Source organism: Methanobrevibacter sp. (assembly GCF_030539875.1).
GTDB lineage: Archaea > Methanobacteriota > Methanobacteria > Methanobacteriales > Methanobacteriaceae > Methanocatella.
The window spans coordinates 1-26,413 of sequence record NZ_JAUNXI010000008.1 but is presented as its reverse complement, the minus strand read 5'-3'; the positions used below and the strand labels follow the sequence as shown (position 1 = coordinate 26,413).

The window sequence follows — 26,413 nt, the reverse complement described above, 5'->3', positions numbered from 1 at the left end:
AAATAAAAAATTCAATTAGCTTTTATTTTTTAAAATACTAATTAAATCAGTCAACATTGCAGAAGCGGTTTCAAGTGATCCCGCTCCAAGTCCGATTACAGATACTTCATCAGCCAAATCGGTTTTGATTGTAGCCATATTTAAAGTTCCGCTTACATCATAGGAACTTCCCCTCTTGATCAAACGTGGAGATACCTGCAAATTATCAGGAGACACTTCAGCTATCAATTTTATCAAATAATCATCTTTTTTAGCCAGTTCAATAGCCTGTGAATTAATATTTGAAATACCTTCAACTTTAACATCGCTATAAGTTGCATCAATTCCCAAAAGGGAGTTGGCAAGAATTACTGTTTTACATGCAGCATCAATACCTTCAACATCCTGGGTAGGGTCGGTTTCTGCAATTCCCAAATCCTGTGACTCCTTAAGAATAACTTCATATTCAGAACCTTCAGAGGTCATTCTTGAGAGAATATAATTGGTGGTGCCGTTTAAAATACCTTTTATTGATTTAATTTCACATGATGATAATGTATCTTTTGTAAAATTAATAATAGGCATTGATCCACCGACACTGGCTTCATATTTAAATTCCACACCGGCTTCTTCAGCAGCACCAACTACTTCTTTAAATTTAAGAGCCAAATGTCCTTTATTAGATGTTACCACATCTTTTCCCTGTTTAAATGCTTTAAGAGTTAGTGAAAGTGCAGGCTGTGCATCTACAATATTTGTTGGAGTTGCTTCAATAAGACAATCATATTCAACTGCATCTAAAACATCCTCACCATTTTTATCAGACCCGAATTCCGGATATGATGATAATTTTCCTTCTTCCTTTTTAGTTTTTACAAGTAACGCTTCATCCAAACCATCTTGTGAGATTGCAGATGAAGATGAATCGGCTGCAGCAACTACTTTAATACCAATTCCAGTTTTATCTTTAATTAAATCCTTTTTCATGGAAAGTGCGTTAGCTACACCTTGGCCTACAGAACCAAAACCCATGATAATGACTTTGCATTCATCCATAATAATCATCACTTAAACTTCATTAATCACTAATAATTCCTTTTCCCCTGCAATTTCTGCAATTCTGTCAAATACTTTCTGTTTTAAACCAACATCAGCTTCAATATTAATTAATGCAGTGGATTTTTCTTCGCCATTTAATTTAATGTCAAATGCACTAATCACGACACCATCAAGTTCGTTAATTCTATCCATTGTGTCTCTTAAATCCCGATCAACTATGTGGCCGAAAAGTATTGTAGTGATTTTTTCTTTTTTAACAACACCATCAATTTCGATTATTGTAAAACCTAATTCCTCAAATCTATTTACAACATTTTTAAGTTCTTCATGTTCTCCTTCAATAGTAAGTTGAACAGGAACCATGCCATTTTCATTTTTATAGTCCCTTTTGTGGATAACAGTCACTAAATTAGCACCTAAAGTACTTACCGGCGCCAACGCTTTAACTAATTGTCCAGGACTATCTAAAAGTTCTAGAACTAAGTTAATTCTCATTTAAACCCCTCTAACCAGTCCAATCTGCTTTTTTAACTATGAGATTTCCTTCTTTATCAATCCTAGCATTTCTCAATATTTTTTCAGGATCTTTTTCTTGAGATCCATCATCACGAGTTAAATTTAAATTATCAGTAATATACCATGTTTCATCTGAGTCAGGAATATCTTCTAAAATTTCTGAAAATTTTTTTATAATGTCTTCTGCATCTTTTTCGATTGTCATAATAATAAACTCCTAAATATAATAATATATTTTGTAAATATATGCTTAAATACATTTATTAATTTATAGGATTAATTCTTGTCTGGAAACTATTTTTAGTTATTGTAAATTAACTGTTTTTATTTTGATAGTTTTTGAATTAGGTAGTCATAGAATTTTTTTGTTAATGCAACCCATATTGCAAGACATAACAAACCAGCAGATCTTGGCAATACATGATAGTCAAAATCACCTACAATTAATAAAAATACTATACTTATTGCAAGAAGAATCAATACCATAAGTACAACAGACACTACTGCCGCGAATACTTTTCTTATTAATGAAGGATTATTTTTATGAACATCACCTTCATTAATTTGTGGTTCAGTGTTTTTTTCATCAATAGATTGTGGCAAATTATTTTCTAATGGAAAATCCTTGATTAATGGACGCAAATCCATTGAAAATAATTTTAAGGTAAATAACCATGACTGAACGACATCTTCGACCGAAATCTCCGAACGATTATGAGTTAATGCTCTACAACAAGCAAAATATTTAGAAGAAGCAGAAAAAGAATTACCAACTCCAGGCCCAGTATCTAAATCCGAACAAATAAAAAGCCATAATCCATTAGTAATCTTTTTATGCAAATCCTTTGCATTATTTCCCCATCTGATATCCTTAAGTTTTTTGAAAAAATTTTTATTAACAAAATCATAATCAGTAACTTGTAAAAAATTTTCCTGACCGCAGCTTAATTTATAAACTAAATCACAATAATAAATTTTTTCTTTTTCATCCATTGATAACTTTCTTTGAAGTTCAGCAGCACAACTATATTCAATAATCCCAAAAATTGCCTCTACATGAATTACGTCTAATTTAGAGTTTGAAGTAACTAAACTAAAAGTACCAAAAATATCATCAGCATCCGAACAAATTTTAATTTTATTCCTAAAACGATAAATATTATTTCTTTCATTAAATTTTTTAGAAACAAAAATAAATTTGTCATTTTTTCTAAATGAACATAATTCTCTACGAAGCACATCTAAATTCTCTATCTCCAAATAAGAATCAAGTTCATGATATTTTTTAAATAATTCTTCCTTAATAAATTCTGGATTTAATTTAACCATAATAACTACCTCCTTTTACCAAAATATAAACTTTTTAATCTGATGATTTAAATAATTGGATTAGTAGAAATCCTATTTGATTTTACAAAAAATTTTTCAAAACATTTTTTTCTTTTCTATTTTTACTTTAATTTTCGATAAATAACTTTAAATTTAGTATTTTTATTTTTACACTTGAAATTTCACATCAATTGGAAAAAAAAACAATATATAGTTATATATATCGTAAAACAGATAATAAATATTATTATGAACTGCAAAAATACCTATTCTTCAGTTAGTAGTTTGTTTTCAAAACAATTAACTCTTTCGGATTTTGGTTTTGAAAAGTCCGCACTCAAAAAAAATAAAGAAATTGACAAAGAGATAAAACCAAACAAACTGTTAAAATTCATTAAATATACATTTGACTACTCAAAAATAGTGTTAAACAAGCATTCAATCCATTTCAAAGCATAGCTTCACACAACCATCATCATTCACAATTTTATCCATAAAATCTACACAAGAAACACATACCGGCAAATAACTGATTTATTAGAACTTTCCGACAACATATATTCCAGAAGAAACAATGCAGAATCAACATTAAATGTAATAAAAAGAATATTCAACAGAACTAATCGAAGCATAAGCTTAAAACCACCAAATAAAGAAACAAAACTCAAAAATACAATTTATAACATTTACAGATTAACACAAATTCAATAAAAATAAGGATTTCTATAAAGCCATTTTTTAATTTGTGTCCTTTCTAAAATTACCATGGATCATATGTTAACCTTGTTGATATTATCTACATTGTAAACTTTGTTGACAACTTTTATATAATTCAAATAATAAAAAATATAACCGGTGATAAAAAAATGCAAACAAAAGTTATCAGAGTCAGTTTAATAAATCATGAAAGACTAGCAGATATAGGTCACAAGAACGATTCATTCAATGACATCATCTCTAAAGTCCTTGACGATTATGATGAATACCAGGCAATTAAGGATTTAGTTGAAGCAGACAAAGAATTTGAAAACGGAGAAGGAATCAGATTTTCCTCACTATCAGAACTTGATGCATATTTGGATGATTAATTATGGAAATTGAATTCAAAAGATCTGCTTTTAACCAGTTAAAATACTATAAAAAGAAAAACCCAAAAGTTTACAAAATGATTTATGAAAAACTAGAGGAAATAATGGAAAACCCTAATGATATTCGCTGGGGAAAAGTAAAAAAGTATCCAAAATATAAAAGAGCAAGAAAAGGCAAATATCGAATATGCTTTAAAGTAGAAAACAATTGCCTTTATATTGGACGTATTGAAGACAGACCTAAAGCCTACAACTAAATTAGAGCCAAACTACAATAACAACCACTATCTTCCATTTCAACAAATATATCATCACTGAATAAACTCTCCTCAAGATTAACGGGAAAAATAATTTATTGAATATGCAAAGTAATTAAGAATATCAAAAATAAATCTAATATGAAAAAAGTTTCAAAAATCAGCTAATTATCCGATAAATTTGAAGGCTACTAATCCTACGAATTTTTAACATAACTTGTCACTTTCTTTTTGACATGAAAAATTTTTTTCTTAACATAAGAATAACTTGAACTTAGTTTCATACTTTTTTAGCATTAGAACCAATTATCTTAATATTTTTTTGAATTTTAAAAATTGTTTTAGTAACCTGTTTAGAACTGGATTTAATATCTAAGATGAATCATACTGTTTGAAGTGTCCGATTTTAAAATAAATATTGGGAAATATCAGTATCTTTTAAAATCTTTTTTCGCAAAATCTTATCGATGCCTGTTCCGTATTGAGCCGCTTTTTTAGGCCTATATGCAATTTCATAATCAAGACCTTCTTCAAAAGCCAATTTTCTTAAAATGCTTTTTCTCATGTCATCATGCATTGAAACAATTTTCTTATTATCAGGAATGTTTAAAACAAGTTCGACAAGAGTTTTATCTAAAAATGGCAGTCTCAATTCAACTCCATTAAGCATAGAGCATGCATCGTCTCTTTCTAAGTTAACATGATACATATTAGACATGTCGCATCTCAAATCATAATTTAGTGTTCCCTCAACAAAGCTTTGCAGATATCTTTTATATCCTCCAAACAGCTCATCGGCACCCTGACCTGAAATAGCTACCTTTATGCCATCACGAGCCACCATTTCTGTTGCAAAGTAAGTTGTAAGACCAACTCCGACCTTCATCAGATTATCATCATCAATTGCCTTGACTACATCAGGCAGTGCTTTGCGCACCAATTCTTCTGTAAGGCTGCAAATCTCTAAATCCAAATTCAAGAATTTTGAAGCGTATACTGCAGCTTCAACGTCGTGAGACCCTTCAACGCCTACTGCATAAAGTTTAATTTTTAAAGGCACATTATCAGATATTTCTTTGAGTAATAATGCCAGATAGGAGCTGTCAAGGCCTCCGGAGAATATTACACCAACCTCCCGCAATCCTTCAATTCTTTTAAGAACACTTAATCTTAACATCTTGTCTATTTTAGCTACGTCCCCTTCAAAGATTTTTTCATAAATCGGCTGGGCAGGAGCTATATCCTGCCAGTTGAAAAGGATGTGTTCAGGTTTTAATGTGTTAATTTCAGTTATTCCAACTTCTTTTAATGACTGTTTTGTTGATGCAAATCCTCTGAATTCATCATTCTCACCATAAAATAATGGTTTAACACCTAATTGATCACGTGCAATAGCTAAGTTTTCCCCGTCCCATACAGCAAATCCGTAATCCCCATCAATTAATCTGATTGCTGCTTGTGTTGCTTTTAGCAAATCCAATTTTTTAGCATAAAAATCTATCAAATACAACAGTGCTTCGCCGTCTGATGTAATTTGAGATTCCACCCCTACTCTTTTTAGGAAATTTCTCATAGTCTGGAAGTTGTAAATTTCTCCATTAAAAACCAGAACAAGATTATCATTGGCTATTGGCTGTGATTTTGAAAATCTGTCATTCGAATCATAAACAGAAAGTAAATTATGACCAAAAGCAATGGGGTAAGTATCATCATCTTTAAATTCCTCCAAATTAATGTCATTATAACATTTATCCAAATAAATTCCTGAGGAATCAGGTCCTCTGTTTTTGGAGGATTTTAACATTTTAACTATATTGCCTGCTTTTACATTTCCCTGTAGACCTGCTATTGAACACATATTATCAGAATTATCCTATAATTTTTATCCTTGTTTAATCTATTAGAATTTTTTGTTAGTTAAAATTTAAGGTTTTAATAAATAAAAAAGTATACAATATATTTTAGATTTTCACGAATAGAATATGTGAAAAACAGACTTTAAACAGCTAATCTTTTGCCCATCTTTTTAATTTTGGAAACGCTTCACGCATCATTGCTGTTGCATCTTCTTTATCCATTTCCGGGTGGACTTCGACCATTTTATCTATGCAGAAATCCATCATTTCTTCCATAGACATATCCGATGTAAATTCACCATCCTTATAACAGTAAATACAATAGTCTTCGTTTTTACTTCCATCTGCATCGGTTGCAAAAAGTTCATCATTATCCAATGGCATTGCACATGATTGGCAGAATTTCTGATTTTCAAAATTCATTAGTTTCACCTTATGATTAATTAACATTTCAATGATACTTAATATTTCCCATTAAATTGACTAACGATAACAGCACCGACTATTCCAATAATCACACCTGAGATGCATATGACAATATGCAAATAAATGGGGATTGTCAGTTAATTAGAAAATCCCAGTCATCTAAACTTAATGCCATGTTTTGAAATGTTTTAAAGATTATCTGAAAAGCGATAGTGAATATAAATGCTAAAAAGTGATTTTTTCACTGAATGTTTATTTTTTAAATTTGCAAATTAAAAATGAGTCATGATTTTGAACCATGCTATTAAAAAAGGATTTTAAAACCGGTAAAAATGAAAAAATAGAATGAAAAATCACTGCATGCTTAAAAATAAAAAAAGGAGAATGTTAGAAACATTCTAATTATTTAAGTGATTCTCTATAAATTGATCCAAATACTCTATTGTAGAATGCACCGAGATATGAAGATACAAGTAAACCATTGATAGTTGTTAAAATAGCTGACACTACTATAACTTGATTATTAATAAATCCTGCAATAAATACAGCTGCAAAAGACAGTATAAAGCTTACAGCAGCAATTATAATAAGATATACAATAAATGTGAATACAATTATACCGACATATTTTATCCATCCAAGATTAGAGATATTTCCAATTATTTCGCTGAAATCAAATGCTTTTTTAAACTTATCATGTGCAATCATATTATTTAATGCCATAATAAGAATAAAATAGACTATTATGAACAATAATAATGAAATTAAGACGAGACATATTCCATATGGCTCATTAATGAATTCCAAACCCATAATAAGCATTGCAATTGGGACAATATTATATGCTAAAGTTACGATGAAATACCTTATTCCATTTCCGAATAATTCCAATACATTAAAAAGTCCTGGCAAATCGTTCCTTTTATCGATTGAAAACTTAACAATACTCCATTCATATCCCATAATAAGAAGCAATATTATAAAGCTAACAATGGATAATCCGATTAGCATATTGACATCCCCAGAAGGCAACCTGGATACATTAAACATGAAACTTCCGTAATGATTCAATTGTCCAAAAGCTCTTAGCACATCAACAGCCTTTATACTAATGGCTAATGATATCAAATTAGCTAATGCGAACAATACTCCAAAACCTAAAAGTTTTTTTATGTCGTTGAAAGGATATTTCAACCCTTCGCCAATACAATCTGTTATACTTACCATAATCCCACCTTATATCTGCATAGTATATAGTAATCCAAGAGACCTTGCATTAAATATTGACAAATAAGGACCAACAATAAACATTGTAACTAATGAATTAATTAATGCTCCGAAAATAAATATTCCTCCTGCATTAACGCCTAAAATAGCACCTGAAATTCCAAATATTGTAAATATTATCCATATAATTGCAGTAATGGCAGAATATATCAATACAGTTATAATTATCAATCCGGCATAGGTCATAATGCATTTTAACCATCCTATTTCATCAATTACTTTTTTTATTTCACCTAATGCAAATGCTTTTGAAAATGCGCATTCATTATATGCCATGTGGCTTATTGCCATTTGAGCCATTAAACATGCAATGATTCCCATAATAAAAGTAATTAAACTTCCAATAATCATTACTGCTGAGGCCAAAATACCGGATAAAGCTCCTGCAATAGTTACAAATACAATAAAAATAATTGCAGGAACAATCAGATAAACAACTTGAATAATAAATACTTTTACTCCATCAATAAACATTTCTATTAGCTCATCGAATTCAGGCAAGGGATCATTTCCATTAATAATGCCGTGTACTGCATTGTTAATAACTCTGTAGTTATATCCTGCAATTAAAAAAGCAGGCACCAATAAAAAACTAAGTAGACACATTAAACCCAATAATATTAATGTTTTCCAGTCTTTTGCCGAATATTCAAATGCATCTTTATATATATCTAAAATCATATTCTTATCTCCCTAATAATAATCATCGTCAAAAATAAATATGTCTTCCATGACAAAGTATTGTTCTCTGTCTGCTTTGAATAACATTTTATTGAACACTTGGGTTATTTCATAAGCCAAAAATAAAGATGGATTATACCTGCCATTTTCAAGTGCATTAATGGTTTGCCGAGTAACACCAACTTTATCCCCAAGTTCCTTTTGGCTCAATTTGAGCTCTTGTCTTAAATATTTAATCATGGTTCTCATAATAATCCACAAATTAATTTAATTTAATTAAATGTATTTAAGTATCTAAGCAATTATGTTAAAACATTATTACTTATGTTAATGTTATATTACCTAATATATAAAGGTTACTATTTTTTATTTATTTAATAATATTAAATAAAATCATTAAAAACAGTATTAACAACATTAGTTTAAATAAATATTAATTATAGATTATTATTTAATTATTAAATAGACTACTAATTAATTATTTAAAATTAAATGTAATTTTATTAAGGATTTATTAAAAAATTGTTGATAGAAAGATTTATATACTATGTAAATAATGATTAACATATGCAATGTATTTATAACTTTTGTAAACAATACTTAACAAGATGATAATGATATATTGCACAGGTTTAAAAAAAAATTATTATGCGCATAAATAATTATATAAAACCTATTTTAATATTTGAATTCTTAATTTAAAGCTATCTTTTATCAGTTAGAGGTTATTAAAATGGTTGAATATATAATTGAGACAAAAAGACTTAGAAAAAAATTTGGAAAACAGTATGCAGTAAATTCTCTAGACCTGAAAATTGAAAAAGGAAAAATCTACGGATTACTTGGGAAAAATGGAGCTGGAAAAACTACTACAATGTGTATGCTTTTAAATCTTGCAAAACCTAGTGATGGCGAGATATTTTTCTTTGGCAAGCATTACAAACAAGATCCAAAGGAAATTTATTCAAAAATCGGTTCCATTATCGAAACACCAGGATTTTATGAAAATCTGTCTGCATTCGATAATTTGAAAGTCTTTGCAAAACTTAGAGGAAACTACAAAAAAGAAGACATAAACAGGGCATTAGAAATTGTTTCTCTATCTCATGCAAAAGACAAAAAATTTAAAAACTTTTCATTGGGCATGAAACAAAGATTAGGCATAGCTGCAGCTATTATGCATAATCCAGAGATTTTAATTCTTGATGAACCGATTAACGGTTTAGATCCCATAGGAATCAAAGAAATAAGGAAACTACTAAAAAGATTGTCTGAAGAATATGAAACTACAATACTGATTTCAAGCCATATTTTAAGTGAAATTGAAGCTATTGCAGATGTTATTGGAGTAATGGATGATGGATTATTAATTGAAGAAGTATCCATGAACCAACTGCATGAAAAATTAGATAAACATGTTGAATTTGAAGTTTCAGACATTGATTCGGCTTATCATATAATGAAGAAGTTAGACTTGAAAGAAGGCATTGACTATTCAGTTGATTCCATTTCAAATAGAATCAGCTTATTTACTAATCTAGATTTAAGGTCTGATTTTAACGAAGCTTTTGTAAAATCTGGAATTAAAGTAAATGAAGTGTCCATATCTGAAGAAAGTCTAGAAGAATACTTCACAAAATTGATTGAGAAAAAAGAAAGATACGGTGAAATTTATGCTTAACTTTGTTAGAATGGAGTTTTTTAAATTGAAAAATTCCAAAATATTTTTATTAAGCCTGCTTGCTTCAATAACTCCAGCTTTACTTGTTCATTTAGGATTATCCGGAAGGCTGGATTATGGAGAGCCTATTACTTTTGCACTCCTTTCAAGTCAAACAAATTTATATATGCTATGTATTTTCGGAGTTCTTCTTATAACAATTGCAGTAGCTTATCTCTTTAGCCGCGAGTTCAGTGAACATACAATAAAATCAGTTTTACCTACTCCGATTTCAAGAGCTAAATATTTGCTGGGTAAATCAGTTGCATTTTTAATTTGGATTTTAATATTATGTACCGTATGCTTTATAGCTTCATTATTGCTTTCATATATTACTGGAACAGTTGGAATAAGTGTTGATTTGATTTTAAAGTATTTTAGTGAAATGATATTTGGAGGGTTTTTATTATTCCTAGTTATGAGCCCACTGATATTTATTTCAATGCTGATGAAGAATATGGTTCCGGCAATGATTGCTGCTGCAATTTTAACATTTGGAAATATAATCGCATATGGCCACAGTCAAGCAATATACTGGCCATGGACTCTTCCGGCTATCGCATCTGCAGGGGAAATAGCTAATTATACAACTGATCCGTTTATTGTCTTTTTTATTATTTCAGCAACTTTCATTGTAGGTTTAAGTTTATCATATCTTTATTTAACAAAAAAAGATCTTAGGTTATAGGTGATTTTAATGTTAATTTTTATTCAAACTGAATTTATAAAACTAAAAAATTCAAAACTGTTCTTTTTAAGTTTATTAAGCGGACTTATACCTCCCTTTCTAATGTATATGGGAGTTTTAGAAATGAGATCAGACACTCCAAGCTTTATTTTAAAGTTTTCAGAAATGTTCATTGAAACAAATCTATATATGACAGGTTTATTTGCAGTATTTATCCTATGCATCATTATTTCTTATTTAATAGGCAGAGAATACAACGAACACACCTTAAAATTGGTATTAACAAGCCCAATATCTGACTTTGAGTATTTGATTGGAAAATATATAGTATTCCTAATTTGGACATTATTATTGTTTGGCGTTACTTTTATAGGAACTCTCATCTTCGGTTTTTTAGGAGGTGGAGTCGGCCTAACCTTAAATATGGCACTGCATTATCTTGGTGAAATGTTATTTGGCGGATTTTTGCTCTCTTTAGTGATGACCCCTTTTATATTCCTATCAATGATTATGAAAAATATTGTTCCATCGATGATTGCTGGATCAGTGTTAATCCTTGCAAACTTATTAAGTTATAGTTGCAGTTGGGGTCCATATTTGCCGTGGATGGCTTCATATATTGTTAGTTCAAACACAGTATCCCAATATCCCTGCAGAATAACCACACCATTACTTGCAATAGCCATAACCTTTCTATTTGGAATAGCCATCTCATATATTTACTTTAGCCTCAAGGATGTTTAAGCAAGCATCCTTTTATCTGTTTTACTTGGAATCTTAAAAATTAGAAAAATGGAACAATTGAATAAACCATTATCAAAACAGCCACAGTTAAAATTACAATAGCCCCAAGGGGAACTTTCTTCCAGGCAAGTCCTGCAGCCACAACAGCTCCAATCAATCCAATATACCACAACTGATTATCAACAGTCAGTACTCCCGGACATATTAAAGCTGCAAGAGCCGTATACGGGATTAAATTTAAGAACTTCTCAACTTTTGGTGAGAAATTAAGTTTATCGATAAACAAAGCCGGAATTAACCTTGGAACAAATGTTACAATAGCACAGCCTAAAACAACCAGATCCACATAATTCATTAGGCATCACCTGAAAGCAGATATCCATCATCGACAATATGCATTCCAGCTGCCGCACCAAGAAGTGTTGAAACAATCAGTGACCAGTTTCCCAGAAATTGTGATAAGACCACATTTAAAACTGCAGTTACTGCAACTAAAAGTGCAATCTGTTTGCTTTCCTTTATGGCAGGAATCAGAATTGCAACAAATAATGCATAAAGGGAAATATTAAAACTATTTGTAACGATAACAGGAAGCATATCCAATATAACCACACCTATTCCTGCCCCCAAACACCATGAAAGCCATGCTGTTAGTGCAATTCCCAGATAAATCCATATGCTTGAATCTTCGCTTAATGAAAACATTGCAAAGGATTCATCAACAGTCAAATGAGCAGACAGGATATTTAAAGGCAAACTTGATTTCTCAACTTTATTTAAAACACATGTTGACATTACAAAATACCTTAAATTTACTACAAAGTTAGTTAAAACAATTGCAATCACACTGGCTCCGCCTAAAACCATTGAAGCGGCAATGATTTGACCTGCACCTGCATAAACTAAAAAAGACATTGAAACTGTCTGCAGAGGAGTCATACCTGCCTTAATAGCTATAGCAGCATAGCCAATCCCCATTGGAATATATCCAAATGTGATTGGAATAGCCTTTTTAGCGCCATCAATAAACTTAGATTTACGAGAAATAATAAACGACTCCAAAAAATTGAAATAATAAAAAAAGAAGTAATTTAACTTATTAAATTACTAATCTGATCGGTTGTAATAATGCCTACAACCTTCATGTCTTCATTAACTACAGGAAGACAGGATATGTCAAACTTACGCATTTTACGTGAGATTTCCTCAATAGGATCATCTGCATTACAGTAATGGACATCTTTTGTCATTATGTCCTTTAGATGATTGGATTTTGTCGCAATGGATTTAGACAGATCCCAGCTTGTAACAATTCCGATAAGTTGGCAACTGTCAGTAACAACCGGAATATGAGTTACATGCTTGTCCAGCATTAGTTTAGCCGCTTCTACAACATTTGAATTTTCCTTAATTGTGGCGACTTTTTCCATCATCAAATCCCCAACAACATTTTCTGATAAGAAATTGGAGAAAATATAATTGAGTTGTCCTCTTTCAAGTAAAAAGGCATCATGACCATAGTTGGACTTTATTTCTGAAAAGGATACCTCAACATTGTTAGCATTAAGGGCAGTTACAATGTCCATACTCTGCTCGGTTGGATATAGCCAATCTGAATCAACAGAAATAATTTTAATTTTGGATTCAATGCCTTTAAATCCATCAATTAAAGAGTCATTAATGGAAAGGTCAAACAAATCAACTGCTTTTGTTATGAACAGATAGCTATTCGCATCAAAACGTTTTACAAAAGTTTCGCCCTGATGTTTTAAATAGCTTTCAACTTGAAAATCAAGTGTAAAGTCATAGCTTATTTCATCCTTGTCCTGAAGGCCGCGTCCAAATTTAATATCCATTGATTCATCGCTTAAATAGGTAATATGAGCAATCATACGTGCCAGAGACAGACCGTTTCTAGGGATTTCTCCGGTTTCATAGTAATTTCCGTTGTTCCATTCAGGGTCTGAAAATATAGACTGACGGCCTACCGCATTAAAGGCTATCTGCTGAGGTGAAGACCTTGCTGCTGTAGCTATAGGTATTGCCTTTTTCATCATTGACGGGTAGGATACCATCCATTCAAGAACCTGCATTCCACCCATAGACCCTCCGATAACCGCAAACAACTGATTAATTCCAAAAGAAGCAACTAACTCTTTTTGAACTTTAACCATGTCATTAATTGTAATTACCGGAAAATCAAGACCGTACTCCTTACCTGTTTTGGGATTGATTGAACTTGGACCTGTTGTTCCCTTACATCCCCCAAGTACATTAGAACATATTATAAAGTATTTTTCACTATCCAACGCTTTTCCAGGGCCGATTACCATTTCCCACCATCCGGGTTTTTTATCTCCCTCGTGCCATCCTGCAGCATGAGCATCACCGGTCAGAGCATGGCAAATTAAAATGGCATTGGATTTTTCTTTATTGAGTTCCCCATAAGTTTCATAAGCAACAGTAATCTCTTCAAGTGTTTCTCCACTATCTAATCTGATTGGGTCTGATATACTAAGATATTCAGTTTCAACAATACCGACAGATTCCTTATTCATTTAAAACACCTTAATATTTAATTTTTCAATAGCTATTTTTGCAGCTGCTTGTTCTGCTTCTTTTTTATTTTTACCTTTTCCAACACCCATTTCCACATCATCAATCATGATTGCTATGATGAATGTTTTGTCGTGAGGCACTCCGTATTCCTCTAAAATTTTATAGGAAATATCCAACTCTTTAACATCTCCGTATTCTTTCATTGCAGATTTATAATCTGCGAAGAATATCTTATGCTCGTCAATATATTTAAAAATGGAATTTGCCACAAACTGCTTTGCAAAATCCCATCCCTGATCAAGGAATATTGCTCCTAAAAATGATTCGAAGATATCTGCAGTTATGGACAATATCTCATTTTTTGTTAAATTCGATTCAACACTGGCTATTTTAAGATATTCATCCAGCCCCAATTCATGAGAATAATGGATTAATGCAACTTGACAGACATAGTTTGCCCGCAGTTTTGTTAATTTACCTTCCTCATAGTGAGGATACAACTTATACAAATATTCCGAAACTATTACACCTAAAACAGAATCTCCCAGGAACTCCAAACGTTCATAATTATAATCCAGATTATGATTGGTGGAGTAGGAACCATGAGTAAATGCAATATCATATAAATGTTCATTATCAGTTTTTATACCAAATTTTTCATATAAATTCATAAACCAGCCCAAATTAATTAATACAATAATTAGTTATGAATTTTTACTTATATATAACTAACCTACAACATTTATTTTCAAATGCTCTCTTGCACTTTTCTTATTTATTTATAAATTCCAATATAAAATAAAAACAAGGATTTGATAGCTATGATTTTAAATTGGCAAGAAGAAATAACAAAAATTGACCCTGAGATAAAATTTAGGTCTCAGGGAGGATGGTTGAAAACCGTTGAACAGCTGGATAAAAGCGTTAAAAATGGATTTTCACTTGTTGGAGAGTTTGTTAAAGCAGGAGACTTTGAAGAAGAATATGGTGAAGGACTATATCTTGATTGCAACAAGGAAGGCAGCGCTAAAAAACCTCAGCAGGACTACAGGCTATTCCGCTTTAGAGACGGCAAAGTAAGGCTCCTTGATATGGTAATTGATGGTGCTCAGGGTTGGGCTGTTGATTTATGGGAAGCTGTTGAAGATGAACTTTAAATAGATGTTTATTCCCGTTTCTTAAATTTTGAAAATCCGGTTTCCTGAACGTTGATTCTTGAATCCAGACAAGTCGGTTCCTGCAATAGAATAATTTTATGGTCTAAATTTTGAGGGAAATTCTTCCCGTTACCATCGATTATTCCTCTAAAACTGACTGTAAACTCCCCTGTTTTTCCAATATCCATAATTAATTTTTCAAAAGAAAGCATATCTGCAAAGAAATTCTCCAAATCCATCATTTCAAATACCTGTCCGATATAGCTTATAGCCATTAATCCGTTTTCATTTTCTCTGATTTTTACTCTTTTCTGATTCAGTTTTAGAGATTCATTAGTTTTTTTGCTTGTTATTGTAATATAATTTGAAAATTGCGGATAAACCATATTATCATCTCCCACACAGGTCATTTCATCAGGCCATATCATTTAAAACTGCCATAATGCTTCTTAAAAATTTATTTATAACCCTACTTATTAAAGTTATCTGAAATAAATCAGACCAATGTTTTTAGATAACCATCGGACAAAAATTATAAATTACATTAATATGAATATTAACACTAGATAATAGTTTACTAGAGGTAAAAAATGAATAAGGAAAACAAAAATATTAAAAAAGATGAAATAATTTTATATAATAGAAAAGATGACTATATTCCTCGTGTAGTAGCTATTCACGATTTGTGTGGATACGGCAAATGTTCACTTGGTATTGCCATTCCAGTACTTTCAGCTGCAGGCTGTGATGTTTGCCCGGTTCCGACAGGCTTATTTTCCAATCATACTGCATACCCTAACTGGTACATGCACGACACCACAGAAATACTTAACGATTACTTAAATACCTGGAAAGAAATCGGTGTTGATGCAGATGCGATTTATTCAGGATTTTTAGGTTCCAAAGAACAGGTTGATGTAATCAAAAGCGTTTATAAAACATATCCCCATGCTCTTAAAATCGTAGATCCGGTTATGGCAGACCACGGAGAAGTATACCCGACTTACAATGATGAATTATGTCAGGCCATGGCAGACCTTGCATGTGAAGCGGACATACTTACTCCCAACCTTACAGAAGCAGCCATTATTTTAGGCGAACCGATTGGTGAGAAATGGGGCGGTGCAAATATTGATGATGCAGAAGCGCATCGCATTGTAAATGCCCTTTTAGACCGTGGAGCAAAATATGTTGTGCTGAAAGGTATCCAACGTGAAGACGGCATTATCCGCAATTTCGTTGGTGGAAAAGACATGGGCATTGTTGAAGCGTCAAACGAATTTTTGCCATATATGCTGCACGGTACCGGAGACTTGTATGCAAGTGCGCTTTTAGCGGCAGTTATGGTAGGTAAAAACCTTGCAGAAGCAGTTGAATTTGCAGGAAACATTACCCACGATGCAATGTTGGTTTCATCAAAACAGCCTGACTTTCAGGACCGTGGCGTAAACTTTGAATCACTTCTGGGTCAGGTAACAGACTTGTTTATCTGATTTTTTGATTTGCAGATGGATTAATCATGAAATGGTTAAATCCGTCAATAACCATCTTTAATATTTCAGATACTCCATGTTCAGGATATGGCAACAATATCTGCTAGAACAGAAGTGGAATATTGCAAATATCAATATAAACTGAAATATAAAGCGGTTATTCATCTAATTTAAACTTTAATATATCATCCCAGTGTCTTCTCAGTGTCATTTCACATTCCAGTTTGTCCAAATCATATGCAATGGACCATTGGGTATTGCTTGTAATATCCTCAGGATTTGGATCTTGTGCTGATGCTTTTAATGCTTTCCAGGTGTCAGCCATTCCATTTCCGCCATTATCTATTATATCCATTATGGAGTCATATCTTTCTTTTCCTTTTCCATATATCCCATTTATTCTGTTCGGTTTTACTTTATCAATATGCATTCCATAGAAATTTGTTGCCGCCTTAAATTTAGTTACGACCATTGGCCTTTCTTCTTTTTCCGGGTCAAATTCCACTACCATGCCATCACCGGTTTTATCTGTTATGTAGAAATGATAATCCCTTCCGCTTGAAGCAAAAACATCATACTGTCTGATTAATTCAACTGCATCTTCTGTTGTTGATGCATTATCCAAAATTAATCTGATTAGGACTGTTGTTAACAGAACAGGTTTTCCCGTTTTTTGAACGGTTGGTTCGCTTGTTTCTGTCAGTACCGCTATTCCAAGTCCCTTTTCATTGATTCCGTCTAAGCAGATATATGGTGCAATCAAGCATGAAGCCTTTGTTTTCATGCTTATTTCAGGATCATTATCATAAATATGACTTAATGCAGCAAATCCTATTGATTTATATCCTTTCTTGGGTGTGCACCTCACCAGCATTGCTGATGAATCAAATGCGAAATCGTAGTTTCTTCCAAATAAAAATTTTTCATCATTAGGCATTGTAAAGGCTGAACATCCGTAATCGGGCGCTTCAAATTCGACATCTACTCCTGGAAGAGCATCTGCAAATGCAAGTTCCATCAGTTGCTGACTGTCGGGGTTTCCTTCGATAACAGGAGTTACATTATCAATATTATAGTCATATTTTATTTCAATGGAATAGACATTATAATCGTCATAATCAGTAATTTTCTTAATTGTTTCTATTGATTCCATCCTGTCCTTTGACAAATCAAACATTTTTTCACTTCCATAAAGCTAAAAAAAACTCGAACGTTATTCAGATGAACATGTGAATAACTAAAGATATTTATTGTTCATTTAATTAGATAAATATATCTGCAAAATCCTAATTTAAGTGAAAAGCAATTAGATTAAAAATAGTTTGATTTATGAGATAATATGCGTTTATTATCTCAAATAATTTAAGTAATTAATATAACATTTATACTAATCTTTGTCTGGTAGTTGGTTTTTTATTTTGCCAACTGTATCTCCTGATTTTTTTAGATTTACCAAATCCGCAAGAAGCACAGACTTTTTTACGTACGTGGTAAGTGTTTCTACCACATCTCCTACATCTGATATGGGTTTTTTTATTCTTTTTACCCATTGATGGAGTTCCTTTTGACATTGATACACCTCCTTAATTTTTTCGTGAAAAATATAATCTCAAAGTATCGAATAATATTTACGGTGAGATATAAACAATATTATCTCCTCTAATGAGCACAACACCGAGTCTTCTAGTAACCTCTCCGTCTTGTAACTCTTCTGCATCATTAAGAACTAAATTCATGTGCAAATCAAAGCTCTTAAGTATACCTCTAAATTCACGATCTCCTTTAAGTTTGATTAAAACAGGAGTATCCACAGATTTTCCTAATGCGTCAAGTGGTCTTTGAACATTTTGTCCGCTCATTATATCACCTTATATTATTACAATTTTTAGTTTTTAATATGAATTGAGTAATATACTCATTATTAGACATAATATAATCAAGTTAAGATAAGACAAAACCTAATTAAAACTAATACTATTAATTATAATTAACCTACTATATAAATGTTACTTTATTTTAGGTAAAGAGAATAGAAAAATAACAGCAATACCGATTATTAGCAAAAAAATTATTTAAATTAATTTTCAAATGCTCTTAGACATTGCTTAAAAATAAATAACGCTAAAAATAACATTATCCAACCATCACAGGCAAAAATCATGACACTTAACCGTGAAAAATATATTGACTTAATAATGTATATACTGTCTGAATGCTACACAAAATCAAATCTGGGAAAAACCGTTCTTTGCAGCATATTATATTCAGTTGACTTTAACCATTATGAACTTTACGGAGAACTGCTCACCAGAGAAACATACATCAAGTCCAAAAAGGGAATAAAACCAAAACATTTTAAAGAAATAACAGAAGAGCTAATATTAAAAAAACAGCTGTTTTTAAGAAAAGAGGCCTATTATCACAGAACCCTCCACAGATATTACCTCACAGTAATTCCCCAAAACAGATTCAGTGAAAAGGAACTTGAGATTATCGATTTTTCAATCAGAATGCTAAGGGATAAAAACGCAAGCACAATAATGAAATATATCATAAAAGATCCTCCATTACTTATGGCTGATTTTGGAGAGGATATAGACTGCAAATATGTTTTTTCAAGAAATAATAAATATTCCATAATAAAAATCAGATTAAATAAATAAGTTTATTTATTTTAAATAATAAACATTATTTAACAAAACACTAACTGGGATTAATATGGTCGTAAAGATTAAAAAAAGAAATTTCTTGAAAAAAAAGAAAATAAAAGAAATACGAGATGAACTGGGAGAATACGGCAACTTACTTCAGGGAAAGAAAAATGTGGAAATACTTGAAGCAGAACCCCATTCATTTATTTTAGTAGATGGTGAACCATACATCATATTAATTAATGAAAAACCATTTCCAACACTTAAGGCGGCGCTGGCCAATGAAATTGATGCAAAAACCGTAACAGTAGACATGGGAGCAATCAGATTTGTAAGCAATGGCGCCGATATAATGAGTCCCGGCATTGTAGATGCTTCAGAAGGGGTTGAATCAGGAGACATTGTTTTAATTATTGATGAAACCCACGGAAAACCTCTGGCTATTGGAATAAGTTTAATCAGCGGTGAGGAAATGGTTGAAAATGATTCCGGAAAGGCGGTTGAAACCAAACATTATGTCGGCGATGATATATGGAACTTTGAATTATGAAGTGATAATATGGCTGAATTAAGATATAGAGCTGGAAACATCCAAAATCCGACAGTTCATAAAATAGGCATCATAGCTCTGGGTTCCCATTTGGAAAACCACGGCCCCGCACTTCCAATTGATATTGATGCAAAAATCGGAGCCCATATTGCATTTCAATCTTCCCTCCAGACAGGAGCAAAGTTTTTAGGAATAATATTTCCTGCTTACGAATTAGATACAATTGACCACGGAGTGCATGTTTCCCTTGAAACATTAAAGGAAAACGTTATCGACACACTTAACAATGCTAAAAAATTTTTAAATATAGAAAAAGTGGTTATCGTCAATGCCCATGGAGGAAATATTCCATTAATGACTGAATTATGGGATATTGAAGATAAAACCGATTTAGTCATCATATTCAACAACAAGGTAATCTCATCTGAAGGCCCTCACGGAGGAAGCGGCGAGTTGTCAATGGCTAAAGTTTTAGGCATCGTCAATGAAGATGAAGTCAAAAATCAGGCAAATATCGATAAATACGAAGAGGTCGGCCTCTATGGCTTTAAGCAGGCGCGCAGTGATGACCCGAATATTGAGGAAGGGGCTTGCGATATTGAGGAAAACGGCGTTTATGTAGATGAAGAATACGGAGAGAGACTGTTTAATCTATCAATCAACTCCGTAATACTTGATGTTGAAAAGCTGTTGGACTTCTAAATCATCATGTCTGGTTGCCGGGATTCGGATTTGCCGGCTCCTTACTGTTGGACTCCTCACCAGACTCATCAGCATTATCTCCTGAATCATCAACAATAGTTTCCACATCAGAGTCCTCTGAAGAGGATGCCTGGCGTGATGAAGTATCCTTATAGTCCTGATAACTGTAGGTTTCTACATTATCATTATCATCACTGTTAATGGTTGAAATATTGTCCAATATGCTTCCAGAATCACTTTCATTAGGTAAAATTGATATCGGTCCGGTCATAGAAGCAAAAACACAGGCAAAGCAGAAAGCCACAATAGCCACAATGAAAATTACTAAAACCTTAGCAGATCTACTAGACAAAATATCACCTTTAAAAAAAATTAACTAAAACTAATATGTCTACAATAATATAAATAGATATTGATACAATGAAAACAATTAGAAAAGCAATACAAAGTGAAACCAACATTAAAAAATCCCAATTTATCTGTTCTCTGGTTCCAACAAAAACAAAAGCCGAATCAAAAAAGGTAATTCAGAAATTAAATAAGCAATACAGCGACGCGACGCATAACTGCACCGCATATATTGTAAGTGACGGGGAAGGCTTTGATGATGATGGCGAACCTGGAGGAACAGCCGGAAAGCCTATGATAAATGTTTTAAGGAAAAATGAACTTCACAATGTAACCGCTGTTGTTACAAGATACTTTGGCGGAATTAAACTTGGTGCAGGAGGGCTTGTAAGAGCATATTCAAAATCGGTTATGGAAGCTATCGGCGAGGCTGAAATACTTGAAATCGAAGAATATGGCATATATAATCTTATTTTTGAATACAGCGATATAAAAACAGTAGATGGTGAAGTCAGAAACAACAATCTAGAAGTCACAAATAAAGATTATTCAGACAGGGTCATCTACAGTGTAGTATCAAAAGAAAACAGAGATATTTTAAAAATATTTGAGAAATACCCTAAAATCAGTGCTGAATTTAAAAATAATGAATTTTTAGAAAAATAAATAAAAAAGGAAGAACTTACTGTTCTTCAAAGTTTGCTGCAGGCACTCCGCAGACCGGACAAACGTAATCTTCCGGCAATTCGTCTTCTTCAAGAACAAATCCACATACTTTACATAAAAAAGCCATTTGCAACACCTACTCAATTTTTTCGAACATGTCAGCGCTTGCGCCGCACATAGGACATTTATAATCCTCAGGAAGTTCTTCAAATTCGTCAGTCACATATCCGCAGACTTTACATTTAAATTTTGCCATTTTCTAACAATCTCCTAAAAATTTAATAATTAATAGTTTACATGATGTAATATATAAAACTAATCTATTCTCTGAAACATTGATTTCGGCATTCTGCATTTCGGACATTTAAATGAAGAGGGCAAATCTTCAAATTTAGTTCCGTCAGGAATGTTCAATCCTTCTTCAATATCATTTTCATCAAAAACATAACCGCAAATATTGCATTTATACTTAGCCATAAAACAAGTCTCCATTATCTAAAATTTATTTGGAACCTTCAGGTAATCCGGAAGGGGTTTGATACGGGCAGGTGTTCCGATAGCCAGATAGAAGGGAGGAACTGAATGTATTACGATAGCTCCTGCTGCAACAATAGACCCTTCACCTATCTCAACATTAGATAAAAATGTTGTGTTGCCTCCTATTGAAGCTCCACGCCTTATTTTAGGTCCTTGAAGTTCATAATTAATTCTGACAGGATATTTATCATTGGTAAAACAGGCGCATGGTCCGATAAACACATTATCTTCAATTACGGAATTGGTCGGAATGTATACATTAGACTGAATGCTAACATCGTTTCCGATTATCACGTCGCCCTCAATAACTGTATTGGTTCCAATTAAAACATCATCGCCAATATTAGTATTTTCACGGATAACCACATTATGGCCGGTTCTGAAATTATCTCCGATAACCACATCATTGTAGATAATTGAATTTGATCTGATCGTGTGGTTTCTACCTATTACGGGAGGTTTTGAATTTGGAGAGTATTCAACACCGAACTGAATGTTCTGGTCCTTTGGAAAATCTAATTCAGGTTTTGAATAGTCGGGTCTGACAGGTTCCTTTTCAATTACTGGCCTTTCATAAATAACTTCATCTCTTTGAGGCTGTGAGTAGAAATTATCTTCCTGATAAATAGGTTTTTGAATCTGAGGAGGTCTTGGAGGCTGACTATAGAATCTGCTATTGTCTTCAGGAGGTCGTCTGTTGTCCCTCATGTAATAGGAATCCCTCCCTGCCTGTTCGTAATGTTTTTCCCCATTCTTTGATTGGCCATCATCAAGAGTTTGTGAAAATCGAACCATATTATCAAACCTGCATTTAATTAAAATTAAGTTGTAAGTGATTTAAGTTATGTTTTTAATTAATATATATATTGAACGGTTAGTTAACTTAAAAATGAGATTTCACTTATCCGCTTTTTTTAAATTTTAAAAAATAGAATTGGAGATTTCAAATCTCCATTTAAAAGACGTTTTTAAAGAGATGTCGGATTTGCATCAAACACACTGATTTTTAAATCCTCTGCAACCAAATCCCCTATGTTTTCACCGAATTTTATAAAGTGTTCTGTTTTCAGGTGATTGTTTAGAATTTCGATAGAATCCCATTGCTCGACAAACAGCAGCGTATCGTCATCTGTATTGACCAGGAGATTATAATCTACATTGCCTGCTTCTTCTCTTGATTTTTCAATCAGATCCTGTGCAAATCCAATTATCTCATTTTTGCTTGTTTCATCCTTAGGAATAGCTTTTGCTTGAACAATAATCATTTTATTACTCTCTTAAAAATTATTTTAAGTCCTCCACATGGGATTTTACATCCAATCCCAATTAAAAGAATGTCATAATCTGTTTAAACGCGACTACGGTTTTATTAATAGAATCATCATCTATTTTCCTATCTCCTCCGTAATATTCGCCATCACTTAAAAAAAAGAAAATGGCAAATAAATAGATTATTTTGCCTTTCTAGAACTGATTCAGTCCAAATCAAGTCTTACAACAGGTTTGATTAAATCTTTTGGTTTATCCTTCATTAAATAAAGAGCGTCTTCAATTTTCTCTAAACCGTCAAATCTGTGAGTGACTAAAAGCTCTGGATCTTGCCTACCGTATAAAGCAAGGTCTGCCAGTCTTTCCATTCTAACACGGCCACCAGGACATAGTCCATTGGTAATGGTTATGTTAGACATACCGCAACCCCATTCTACACGAGGTATTAAAACATTATCTGCTCCGCTTAAGTAATTTACATTAGAAACTGTTCCTCCTGCTTTTGCACTTGCAATTGCCTCTTTCCATGTGTTTTCAAGGTTACCTCCTGCGATGATAACGGAGTCAACTCCTACACCATCAGTCAGTTCCCTTACTTGCTCGTCAATTGCACCTTCCCTATAGTTGATTATGTCAGTAGCACCGTATTCTTTTGCCACTTTTACAGAAATTGGTCTTGTTCCTGCTGCCAATATTCTTCCAGCACCCAATAGCTTTGATCCTGCAATAGATGAAAGACCTACAGCTCCAATTCCTATGACAAGTACGCTTCCACCTAATGGAATGTTGGCGTTTTCAGAACCCATCATACCTGTAGACCACATATCCACCAGCATACAAGCTCCTTCATCAGACAAACCATCAGGCAAATGTGCTAAGTTTGCATCTGCTAAATTCACATGGAATCTTTCACCGAAAACACCATCTTTAAAGTTTGAGAATTTCCATCCACCTAACGGTTCGGTGGTTTGTGATGGGAAACCTCTTTGTGCAGCTTCATCATCCCAGTCAGGAGTAATAGCCGGTACAATTACTTTATCCCCTGGTTTGAAGTTTTGTACTAAATTACCAACTTCAACGACTTCACCTACAGCTTCATGTCCTAAAACCATGTCTTTACGGTCCCCAATTGCTCCTTCCCATACAGTATGAATATCTGAAGTACATGGAGATACACATGTAGGTTTGATAATAGCATCGAGTGGTCCACATTCAGGAACTTCTTTTTCAACCCAACCAGTTTCATTTAGTCTTTTCATTGCAAAACCTTTAAAAGTTGCCATAATATCACCTAATTTTATTCAACTTACCTCTTTAAATAAGCTTTCTTAATTAGACCTGAATGTAAAAAAAAATCAAACAAAAATCCAAATAATTTTGTTTATCAAACTTATTTAAATCAATAAGTCGATGCTTATTATTATATTCATTAATGTATAAATACATACCTATTTTATTTTGCAAAAATCAAAAAACTTGAATTAAGTTTACAAATAATAAAAATTGGTAAAAAATGTTCAAACCAAAGAATTAATCAAAATTTTATTATATTGCATCAAAAATTGATTTTCTATCCAATAAATTTCCTATGAGCTATTTTTACATTACTCTGATTGACCATTGCATATTGCATAGTAGTATCAATCTGCACATGACCTAAAAGTCTTTGAACCTGTTCTATAGGCATTCCCTTATCAATTGCATTGGTTGCCATCGTCCTTCTAAATTTATGAGGATGGACTTTTTTAATATTTGCATCAATACCAAGTTCCCTGATTCTTCGCTCAACCCCATTAATCCCAAGTCTTTTATATGGTTTTTTAAAAGATACGAAAAGTGCAGAATTACTGTCTTTTCTTGACTCCAAATATTTTAACAAGTGAATTTTTGTTTTAGCGTCAAAGTAAACAATCCTTTCAGAGTCCCCCTTGCCCAATACGACACATTCTCTTTCATTAAACAGAACGTCATCAATATTTAGATTTACAAGTTCACCTACACGTATACCAGTTGATGCTAAAAGTTCAATCATTGCAAGATCCCTTATATTGGTACAGGAATCCCTTAAAATTTCAAAATTTTCATCACTTATAACTTCTTTAACAACTTTTTTAGTTTTTATTTTATGAATTCTGCGAACAGGATTTTTTAAAATATAATCCTCATCCTCAAGCCAACTAAAAAAGCTTGAAAGAACTCTTCTAACATTATCAACTGTGGTTTTAGATGCTCCATTAACTTTTCTATAGTCAGCAAGATACTTTCTTAAATCATCGGTTGTTATATATTCAATTTTTTTATTAATAGATTCTAACATTTTTGCAATTGTTGTATGATAATAGCTAATTGTTCTCTCCGAACAACCCTCAACATGTTTAGATGCAAGAAAATTCATTAATAAAATAGAATTCTCCTTAGATTCTTTTATTGTAAATTCACTTTTAGTTTCTACCAATTCATAATCTTTAAGAATATTTCTTAGAGTTTCATCCAATATTACTAATTGAGTTTCATCCAAATACAATTTCATTTTTGACTTAATTTTATTAATAATCCTAGTTTTCATAATACACTTTAAACAAACCGAAAATAAATAATAATTTGCTAAAAATATCTAAATTAAAAAATATTTAATAATACTAAGAAAATATGATATGAAAAAGTAAAATATTTGATATAAATTAAAAAATGATTAGAATTCATAAAATTAAATTATAAAATGGATTTTAAAAATAGAAAAAGATTCCTAAAATTGAACAGTTAAAAATTCGATTCTTTAAATAGTAAAACATAATTATCTTAATTTCTGTGTAAAAATCTGTTGCATCAGATATTTCTTAAAATTTTGGTA

At 32.2% G+C, this 26,413-nt stretch carries 36 protein-coding genes; 11 read left to right on the top strand and 25 right to left on the bottom strand.

Going from position 1 to position 26,413, the window contains the following annotated elements:
• Positions 1 to 15: 15 nt before the first annotated feature.
• From Q4Q16_RS04405 to Q4Q16_RS04390, 4 genes are all read right to left on the bottom strand, one after another.
• The gene (locus tag Q4Q16_RS04405; RefSeq protein WP_303346506.1) at positions 16 to 1,035 is read right to left on the bottom strand and encodes a homoserine dehydrogenase; all 1,020 of its coding nucleotides are present in this window, start codon (positions 1,033 to 1,035) and stop codon (positions 16 to 18) included.
• A 12-nt stretch (positions 1,036 to 1,047) separates the two neighbouring features.
• On the bottom strand, positions 1,048 to 1,533 hold the full coding sequence (locus Q4Q16_RS04400; RefSeq protein WP_303346505.1) for an amino acid-binding protein: 486 nt from the start codon (positions 1,531 to 1,533) through the stop codon (positions 1,048 to 1,050).
• A gap of 10 nt (positions 1,534 to 1,543) precedes the next feature.
• On the bottom strand, positions 1,544 to 1,759 hold the full coding sequence (gatC, locus tag Q4Q16_RS04395; RefSeq protein ID WP_303346504.1) for an Asp-tRNA(Asn) amidotransferase subunit GatC: 216 nt from the start codon (positions 1,757 to 1,759) through the stop codon (positions 1,544 to 1,546).
• A gap of 119 nt (positions 1,760 to 1,878) precedes the next feature.
• The gene (locus Q4Q16_RS04390) at positions 1,879 to 2,883 is read right to left on the bottom strand and encodes a hypothetical protein (protein ID WP_303346503.1); all 1,005 of its coding nucleotides are present in this window, start codon (positions 2,881 to 2,883) and stop codon (positions 1,879 to 1,881) included.
• Positions 2,884 to 3,749: 866 nt separating this feature from the next.
• On the opposite strand from Q4Q16_RS04390, the gene Q4Q16_RS04385 reads away from it, so the two are divergent.
• Together Q4Q16_RS04385 and Q4Q16_RS04380 are read left to right on the top strand one after the other, a co-directional pair.
• The gene (locus Q4Q16_RS04385; protein ID WP_303346502.1) at positions 3,750 to 3,971 is read left to right on the top strand and encodes a hypothetical protein; all 222 of its coding nucleotides are present in this window, start codon (positions 3,750 to 3,752) and stop codon (positions 3,969 to 3,971) included.
• A 2-nt stretch (positions 3,972 to 3,973) separates the two neighbouring features.
• A complete protein-coding gene (locus Q4Q16_RS04380) occupies positions 3,974 to 4,228 on the top strand; it encodes a type II toxin-antitoxin system RelE/ParE family toxin (RefSeq protein WP_303346501.1) in 255 nt (84 codons plus the stop codon).
• Positions 4,229 to 4,634: 406 nt separating this feature from the next.
• On the opposite strand, the gene Q4Q16_RS04375 is transcribed toward Q4Q16_RS04380, so the two are convergent.
• The 5 genes from Q4Q16_RS04375 to Q4Q16_RS04355 all read right to left on the bottom strand — a co-directional run bounded on the left by Q4Q16_RS04375 (position 4,635) and on the right by Q4Q16_RS04355 (position 8,727).
• The gene (locus tag Q4Q16_RS04375) at positions 4,635 to 6,086 is read right to left on the bottom strand and encodes an asparagine synthase-related protein (RefSeq protein WP_303346500.1); all 1,452 of its coding nucleotides are present in this window, start codon (positions 6,084 to 6,086) and stop codon (positions 4,635 to 4,637) included.
• A 148-nt stretch (positions 6,087 to 6,234) separates the two neighbouring features.
• A complete protein-coding gene (locus Q4Q16_RS04370) occupies positions 6,235 to 6,507 on the bottom strand; it encodes a zinc ribbon domain-containing protein (protein ID WP_303346499.1) in 273 nt (90 codons plus the stop codon).
• A 405-nt stretch (positions 6,508 to 6,912) separates the two neighbouring features.
• Positions 6,913 to 7,737 carry a DUF4013 domain-containing protein gene (locus tag Q4Q16_RS04365; protein ID WP_303346498.1) on the bottom strand — a complete coding sequence of 275 codons (825 nt, stop codon included), beginning with the start codon at positions 7,735 to 7,737 and terminating at the stop codon, positions 6,913 to 6,915.
• Positions 7,738 to 7,746: 9 nt separating this feature from the next.
• A complete protein-coding gene (locus tag Q4Q16_RS04360; RefSeq protein WP_303346497.1) occupies positions 7,747 to 8,478 on the bottom strand; it encodes a DUF4013 domain-containing protein in 732 nt (243 codons plus the stop codon).
• A 12-nt stretch (positions 8,479 to 8,490) separates the two neighbouring features.
• Positions 8,491 to 8,727, bottom strand: coding sequence for a helix-turn-helix transcriptional regulator (locus tag Q4Q16_RS04355; protein WP_303346496.1), 237 nt, complete (start codon positions 8,725 to 8,727; stop codon positions 8,491 to 8,493).
• 484 nt (positions 8,728 to 9,211) lie between these two features.
• Between Q4Q16_RS04355 and Q4Q16_RS04350 the strand changes: the two genes are divergently transcribed.
• The 3 genes from Q4Q16_RS04350 to Q4Q16_RS04340 are packed head-to-tail and all read left to right on the top strand — an operon-like array spanning position 9,212 to position 11,630.
• The gene (locus tag Q4Q16_RS04350; RefSeq protein WP_303346495.1) at positions 9,212 to 10,159 is read left to right on the top strand and encodes an ABC transporter ATP-binding protein; all 948 of its coding nucleotides are present in this window, start codon (positions 9,212 to 9,214) and stop codon (positions 10,157 to 10,159) included.
• Positions 10,152 to 10,886: an ABC transporter permease gene (locus Q4Q16_RS04345; RefSeq protein ID WP_303346494.1), complete on the top strand. Its 735-nt coding sequence runs from the start codon at positions 10,152 to 10,154 to the stop codon at positions 10,884 to 10,886. The genes Q4Q16_RS04350 and Q4Q16_RS04345 overlap by 8 nt, the downstream gene beginning before the upstream one ends.
• A 9-nt stretch (positions 10,887 to 10,895) precedes the next feature.
• Positions 10,896 to 11,630, top strand: a complete 735-nt coding sequence (locus Q4Q16_RS04340; protein ID WP_303346493.1) for an ABC transporter permease — start codon at positions 10,896 to 10,898, stop codon at positions 11,628 to 11,630.
• A gap of 40 nt (positions 11,631 to 11,670) precedes the next feature.
• Here the strand turns inward: Q4Q16_RS04340 and Q4Q16_RS04335 are convergent, their stop codons facing one another.
• Genes Q4Q16_RS04335 through rnc form a run of 4 tightly spaced genes read right to left on the bottom strand, consistent with a single transcriptional unit; the run spans position 11,671 to position 14,860 of the window.
• Positions 11,671 to 11,985: an AzlD domain-containing protein gene (locus Q4Q16_RS04335; RefSeq protein ID WP_303346492.1), complete on the bottom strand. Its 315-nt coding sequence runs from the start codon at positions 11,983 to 11,985 to the stop codon at positions 11,671 to 11,673.
• A complete protein-coding gene (locus Q4Q16_RS04330; protein WP_303346491.1) occupies positions 11,985 to 12,692 on the bottom strand; it encodes an AzlC family ABC transporter permease in 708 nt (235 codons plus the stop codon). The genes Q4Q16_RS04335 and Q4Q16_RS04330 overlap by 1 nt, the downstream gene beginning before the upstream one ends.
• Before the next feature lie 29 nt (positions 12,693 to 12,721).
• A complete protein-coding gene (locus tag Q4Q16_RS04325) occupies positions 12,722 to 14,188 on the bottom strand; it encodes a homoserine O-acetyltransferase (RefSeq protein WP_303346490.1) in 1,467 nt (488 codons plus the stop codon).
• Positions 14,189 to 14,860: a ribonuclease III gene (gene rnc, locus Q4Q16_RS04320; RefSeq protein WP_303346489.1), complete on the bottom strand. Its 672-nt coding sequence runs from the start codon at positions 14,858 to 14,860 to the stop codon at positions 14,189 to 14,191.
• A 150-nt stretch (positions 14,861 to 15,010) separates the two neighbouring features.
• Between rnc and Q4Q16_RS04315 the strand changes: the two genes are divergently transcribed.
• The gene (locus Q4Q16_RS04315) at positions 15,011 to 15,346 is read left to right on the top strand and encodes a hypothetical protein (RefSeq protein WP_303346488.1); all 336 of its coding nucleotides are present in this window, start codon (positions 15,011 to 15,013) and stop codon (positions 15,344 to 15,346) included.
• A gap of 8 nt (positions 15,347 to 15,354) precedes the next feature.
• On the opposite strand, the gene Q4Q16_RS04310 is transcribed toward Q4Q16_RS04315, so the two are convergent.
• Complete coding sequence (locus tag Q4Q16_RS04310) at positions 15,355 to 15,774, bottom strand: hypothetical protein (protein ID WP_303346487.1); 420 nt, start codon at positions 15,772 to 15,774, stop codon at positions 15,355 to 15,357.
• A gap of 162 nt (positions 15,775 to 15,936) precedes the next feature.
• Here Q4Q16_RS04310 and Q4Q16_RS04305 point away from each other — a divergent pair, with 162 nt between their 5' ends.
• Positions 15,937 to 16,839, top strand: coding sequence for a pyridoxal kinase (locus Q4Q16_RS04305; RefSeq protein WP_303346486.1), 903 nt, complete (start codon positions 15,937 to 15,939; stop codon positions 16,837 to 16,839).
• Positions 16,840 to 16,996: 157 nt separating this feature from the next.
• Here the strand turns inward: Q4Q16_RS04305 and Q4Q16_RS04300 are convergent, their stop codons facing one another.
• From Q4Q16_RS04300 to Q4Q16_RS04290, 3 genes are all read right to left on the bottom strand, one after another.
• Positions 16,997 to 18,016, bottom strand: a complete 1,020-nt coding sequence (locus Q4Q16_RS04300; RefSeq protein WP_303346485.1) for a C45 family peptidase — start codon at positions 18,014 to 18,016, stop codon at positions 16,997 to 16,999.
• Between the two features lie 205 nt (positions 18,017 to 18,221).
• A complete protein-coding gene (locus Q4Q16_RS04295; RefSeq protein WP_303346484.1) occupies positions 18,222 to 18,410 on the bottom strand; it encodes a 50S ribosomal protein L37e in 189 nt (62 codons plus the stop codon).
• Positions 18,411 to 18,467: 57 nt separating this feature from the next.
• Positions 18,468 to 18,698, bottom strand: coding sequence for an LSm family protein (locus tag Q4Q16_RS04290; RefSeq protein ID WP_303346483.1), 231 nt, complete (start codon positions 18,696 to 18,698; stop codon positions 18,468 to 18,470).
• Between the two features lie 300 nt (positions 18,699 to 18,998).
• On the opposite strand from Q4Q16_RS04290, the gene Q4Q16_RS04285 reads away from it, so the two are divergent.
• From Q4Q16_RS04285 to arfB, 3 genes are read left to right on the top strand one after another with little or no spacing between them, the layout of a single operon-like run.
• Entirely contained in the window at positions 18,999 to 19,502 is a 504-nt protein-coding gene (locus tag Q4Q16_RS04285; RefSeq protein WP_303346482.1) for a type II toxin-antitoxin system antitoxin SocA domain-containing protein, read from the top strand.
• 55 nt (positions 19,503 to 19,557) lie between these two features.
• Entirely contained in the window at positions 19,558 to 20,040 is a 483-nt protein-coding gene (locus Q4Q16_RS04280; protein ID WP_303346481.1) for an RNA-binding protein, read from the top strand.
• Between the two features lie 9 nt (positions 20,041 to 20,049).
• Positions 20,050 to 20,742: a 2-amino-5-formylamino-6-ribosylaminopyrimidin-4(3H)-one 5'-monophosphate deformylase gene (arfB, locus tag Q4Q16_RS04275; RefSeq protein WP_303346480.1), complete on the top strand. Its 693-nt coding sequence runs from the start codon at positions 20,050 to 20,052 to the stop codon at positions 20,740 to 20,742.
• Positions 20,743 to 20,746: 4 nt separating this feature from the next.
• On the opposite strand, the gene Q4Q16_RS04270 is transcribed toward arfB, so the two are convergent.
• A complete protein-coding gene (locus Q4Q16_RS04270; RefSeq protein ID WP_303346479.1) occupies positions 20,747 to 21,094 on the bottom strand; it encodes a hypothetical protein in 348 nt (115 codons plus the stop codon).
• Between the two features lie 68 nt (positions 21,095 to 21,162).
• On the opposite strand from Q4Q16_RS04270, the gene Q4Q16_RS04265 reads away from it, so the two are divergent.
• Positions 21,163 to 21,756 (top strand): YigZ family protein, encoded by a 594-nt coding sequence (locus tag Q4Q16_RS04265; protein ID WP_303346478.1) that lies wholly within the window; start codon positions 21,163 to 21,165, stop codon positions 21,754 to 21,756.
• Positions 21,757 to 21,772: 16 nt separating this feature from the next.
• Here Q4Q16_RS04265 and Q4Q16_RS04260 read toward each other — a convergent pair whose 3' ends face one another.
• From Q4Q16_RS04260 to xerA, 7 genes are all read right to left on the bottom strand, one after another.
• Positions 21,773 to 21,883, bottom strand: a complete 111-nt coding sequence (locus tag Q4Q16_RS04260; RefSeq protein WP_303346477.1) for a rubredoxin-like domain-containing protein — start codon at positions 21,881 to 21,883, stop codon at positions 21,773 to 21,775.
• Positions 21,884 to 21,892: 9 nt separating this feature from the next.
• A complete protein-coding gene (locus tag Q4Q16_RS04255) occupies positions 21,893 to 22,012 on the bottom strand; it encodes a rubredoxin (protein ID WP_303346476.1) in 120 nt (39 codons plus the stop codon).
• Positions 22,013 to 22,071: 59 nt separating this feature from the next.
• Complete coding sequence (locus Q4Q16_RS04250) at positions 22,072 to 22,233, bottom strand: rubredoxin (protein ID WP_303346475.1); 162 nt, start codon at positions 22,231 to 22,233, stop codon at positions 22,072 to 22,074.
• 18 nt (positions 22,234 to 22,251) lie between these two features.
• Positions 22,252 to 22,788 (bottom strand): acyltransferase, encoded by a 537-nt coding sequence (locus tag Q4Q16_RS04245; RefSeq protein ID WP_303346561.1) that lies wholly within the window; start codon positions 22,786 to 22,788, stop codon positions 22,252 to 22,254.
• 473 nt (positions 22,789 to 23,261) lie between these two features.
• Positions 23,262 to 23,558, bottom strand: a complete 297-nt coding sequence (locus tag Q4Q16_RS04240) for a putative quinol monooxygenase (RefSeq protein WP_303346474.1) — start codon at positions 23,556 to 23,558, stop codon at positions 23,262 to 23,264.
• A 210-nt stretch (positions 23,559 to 23,768) separates the two neighbouring features.
• Positions 23,769 to 24,845 carry an NAD(P)-dependent alcohol dehydrogenase gene (locus Q4Q16_RS04235; RefSeq protein WP_303346473.1) on the bottom strand — a complete coding sequence of 359 codons (1,077 nt, stop codon included), beginning with the start codon at positions 24,843 to 24,845 and terminating at the stop codon, positions 23,769 to 23,771.
• Positions 24,846 to 25,132: 287 nt separating this feature from the next.
• Entirely contained in the window at positions 25,133 to 26,128 is a 996-nt protein-coding gene (xerA, locus tag Q4Q16_RS04230; RefSeq protein WP_303346472.1) for a site-specific tyrosine recombinase/integron integrase, read from the bottom strand.
• Positions 26,129 to 26,413: the final 285 nt, after the last annotated feature.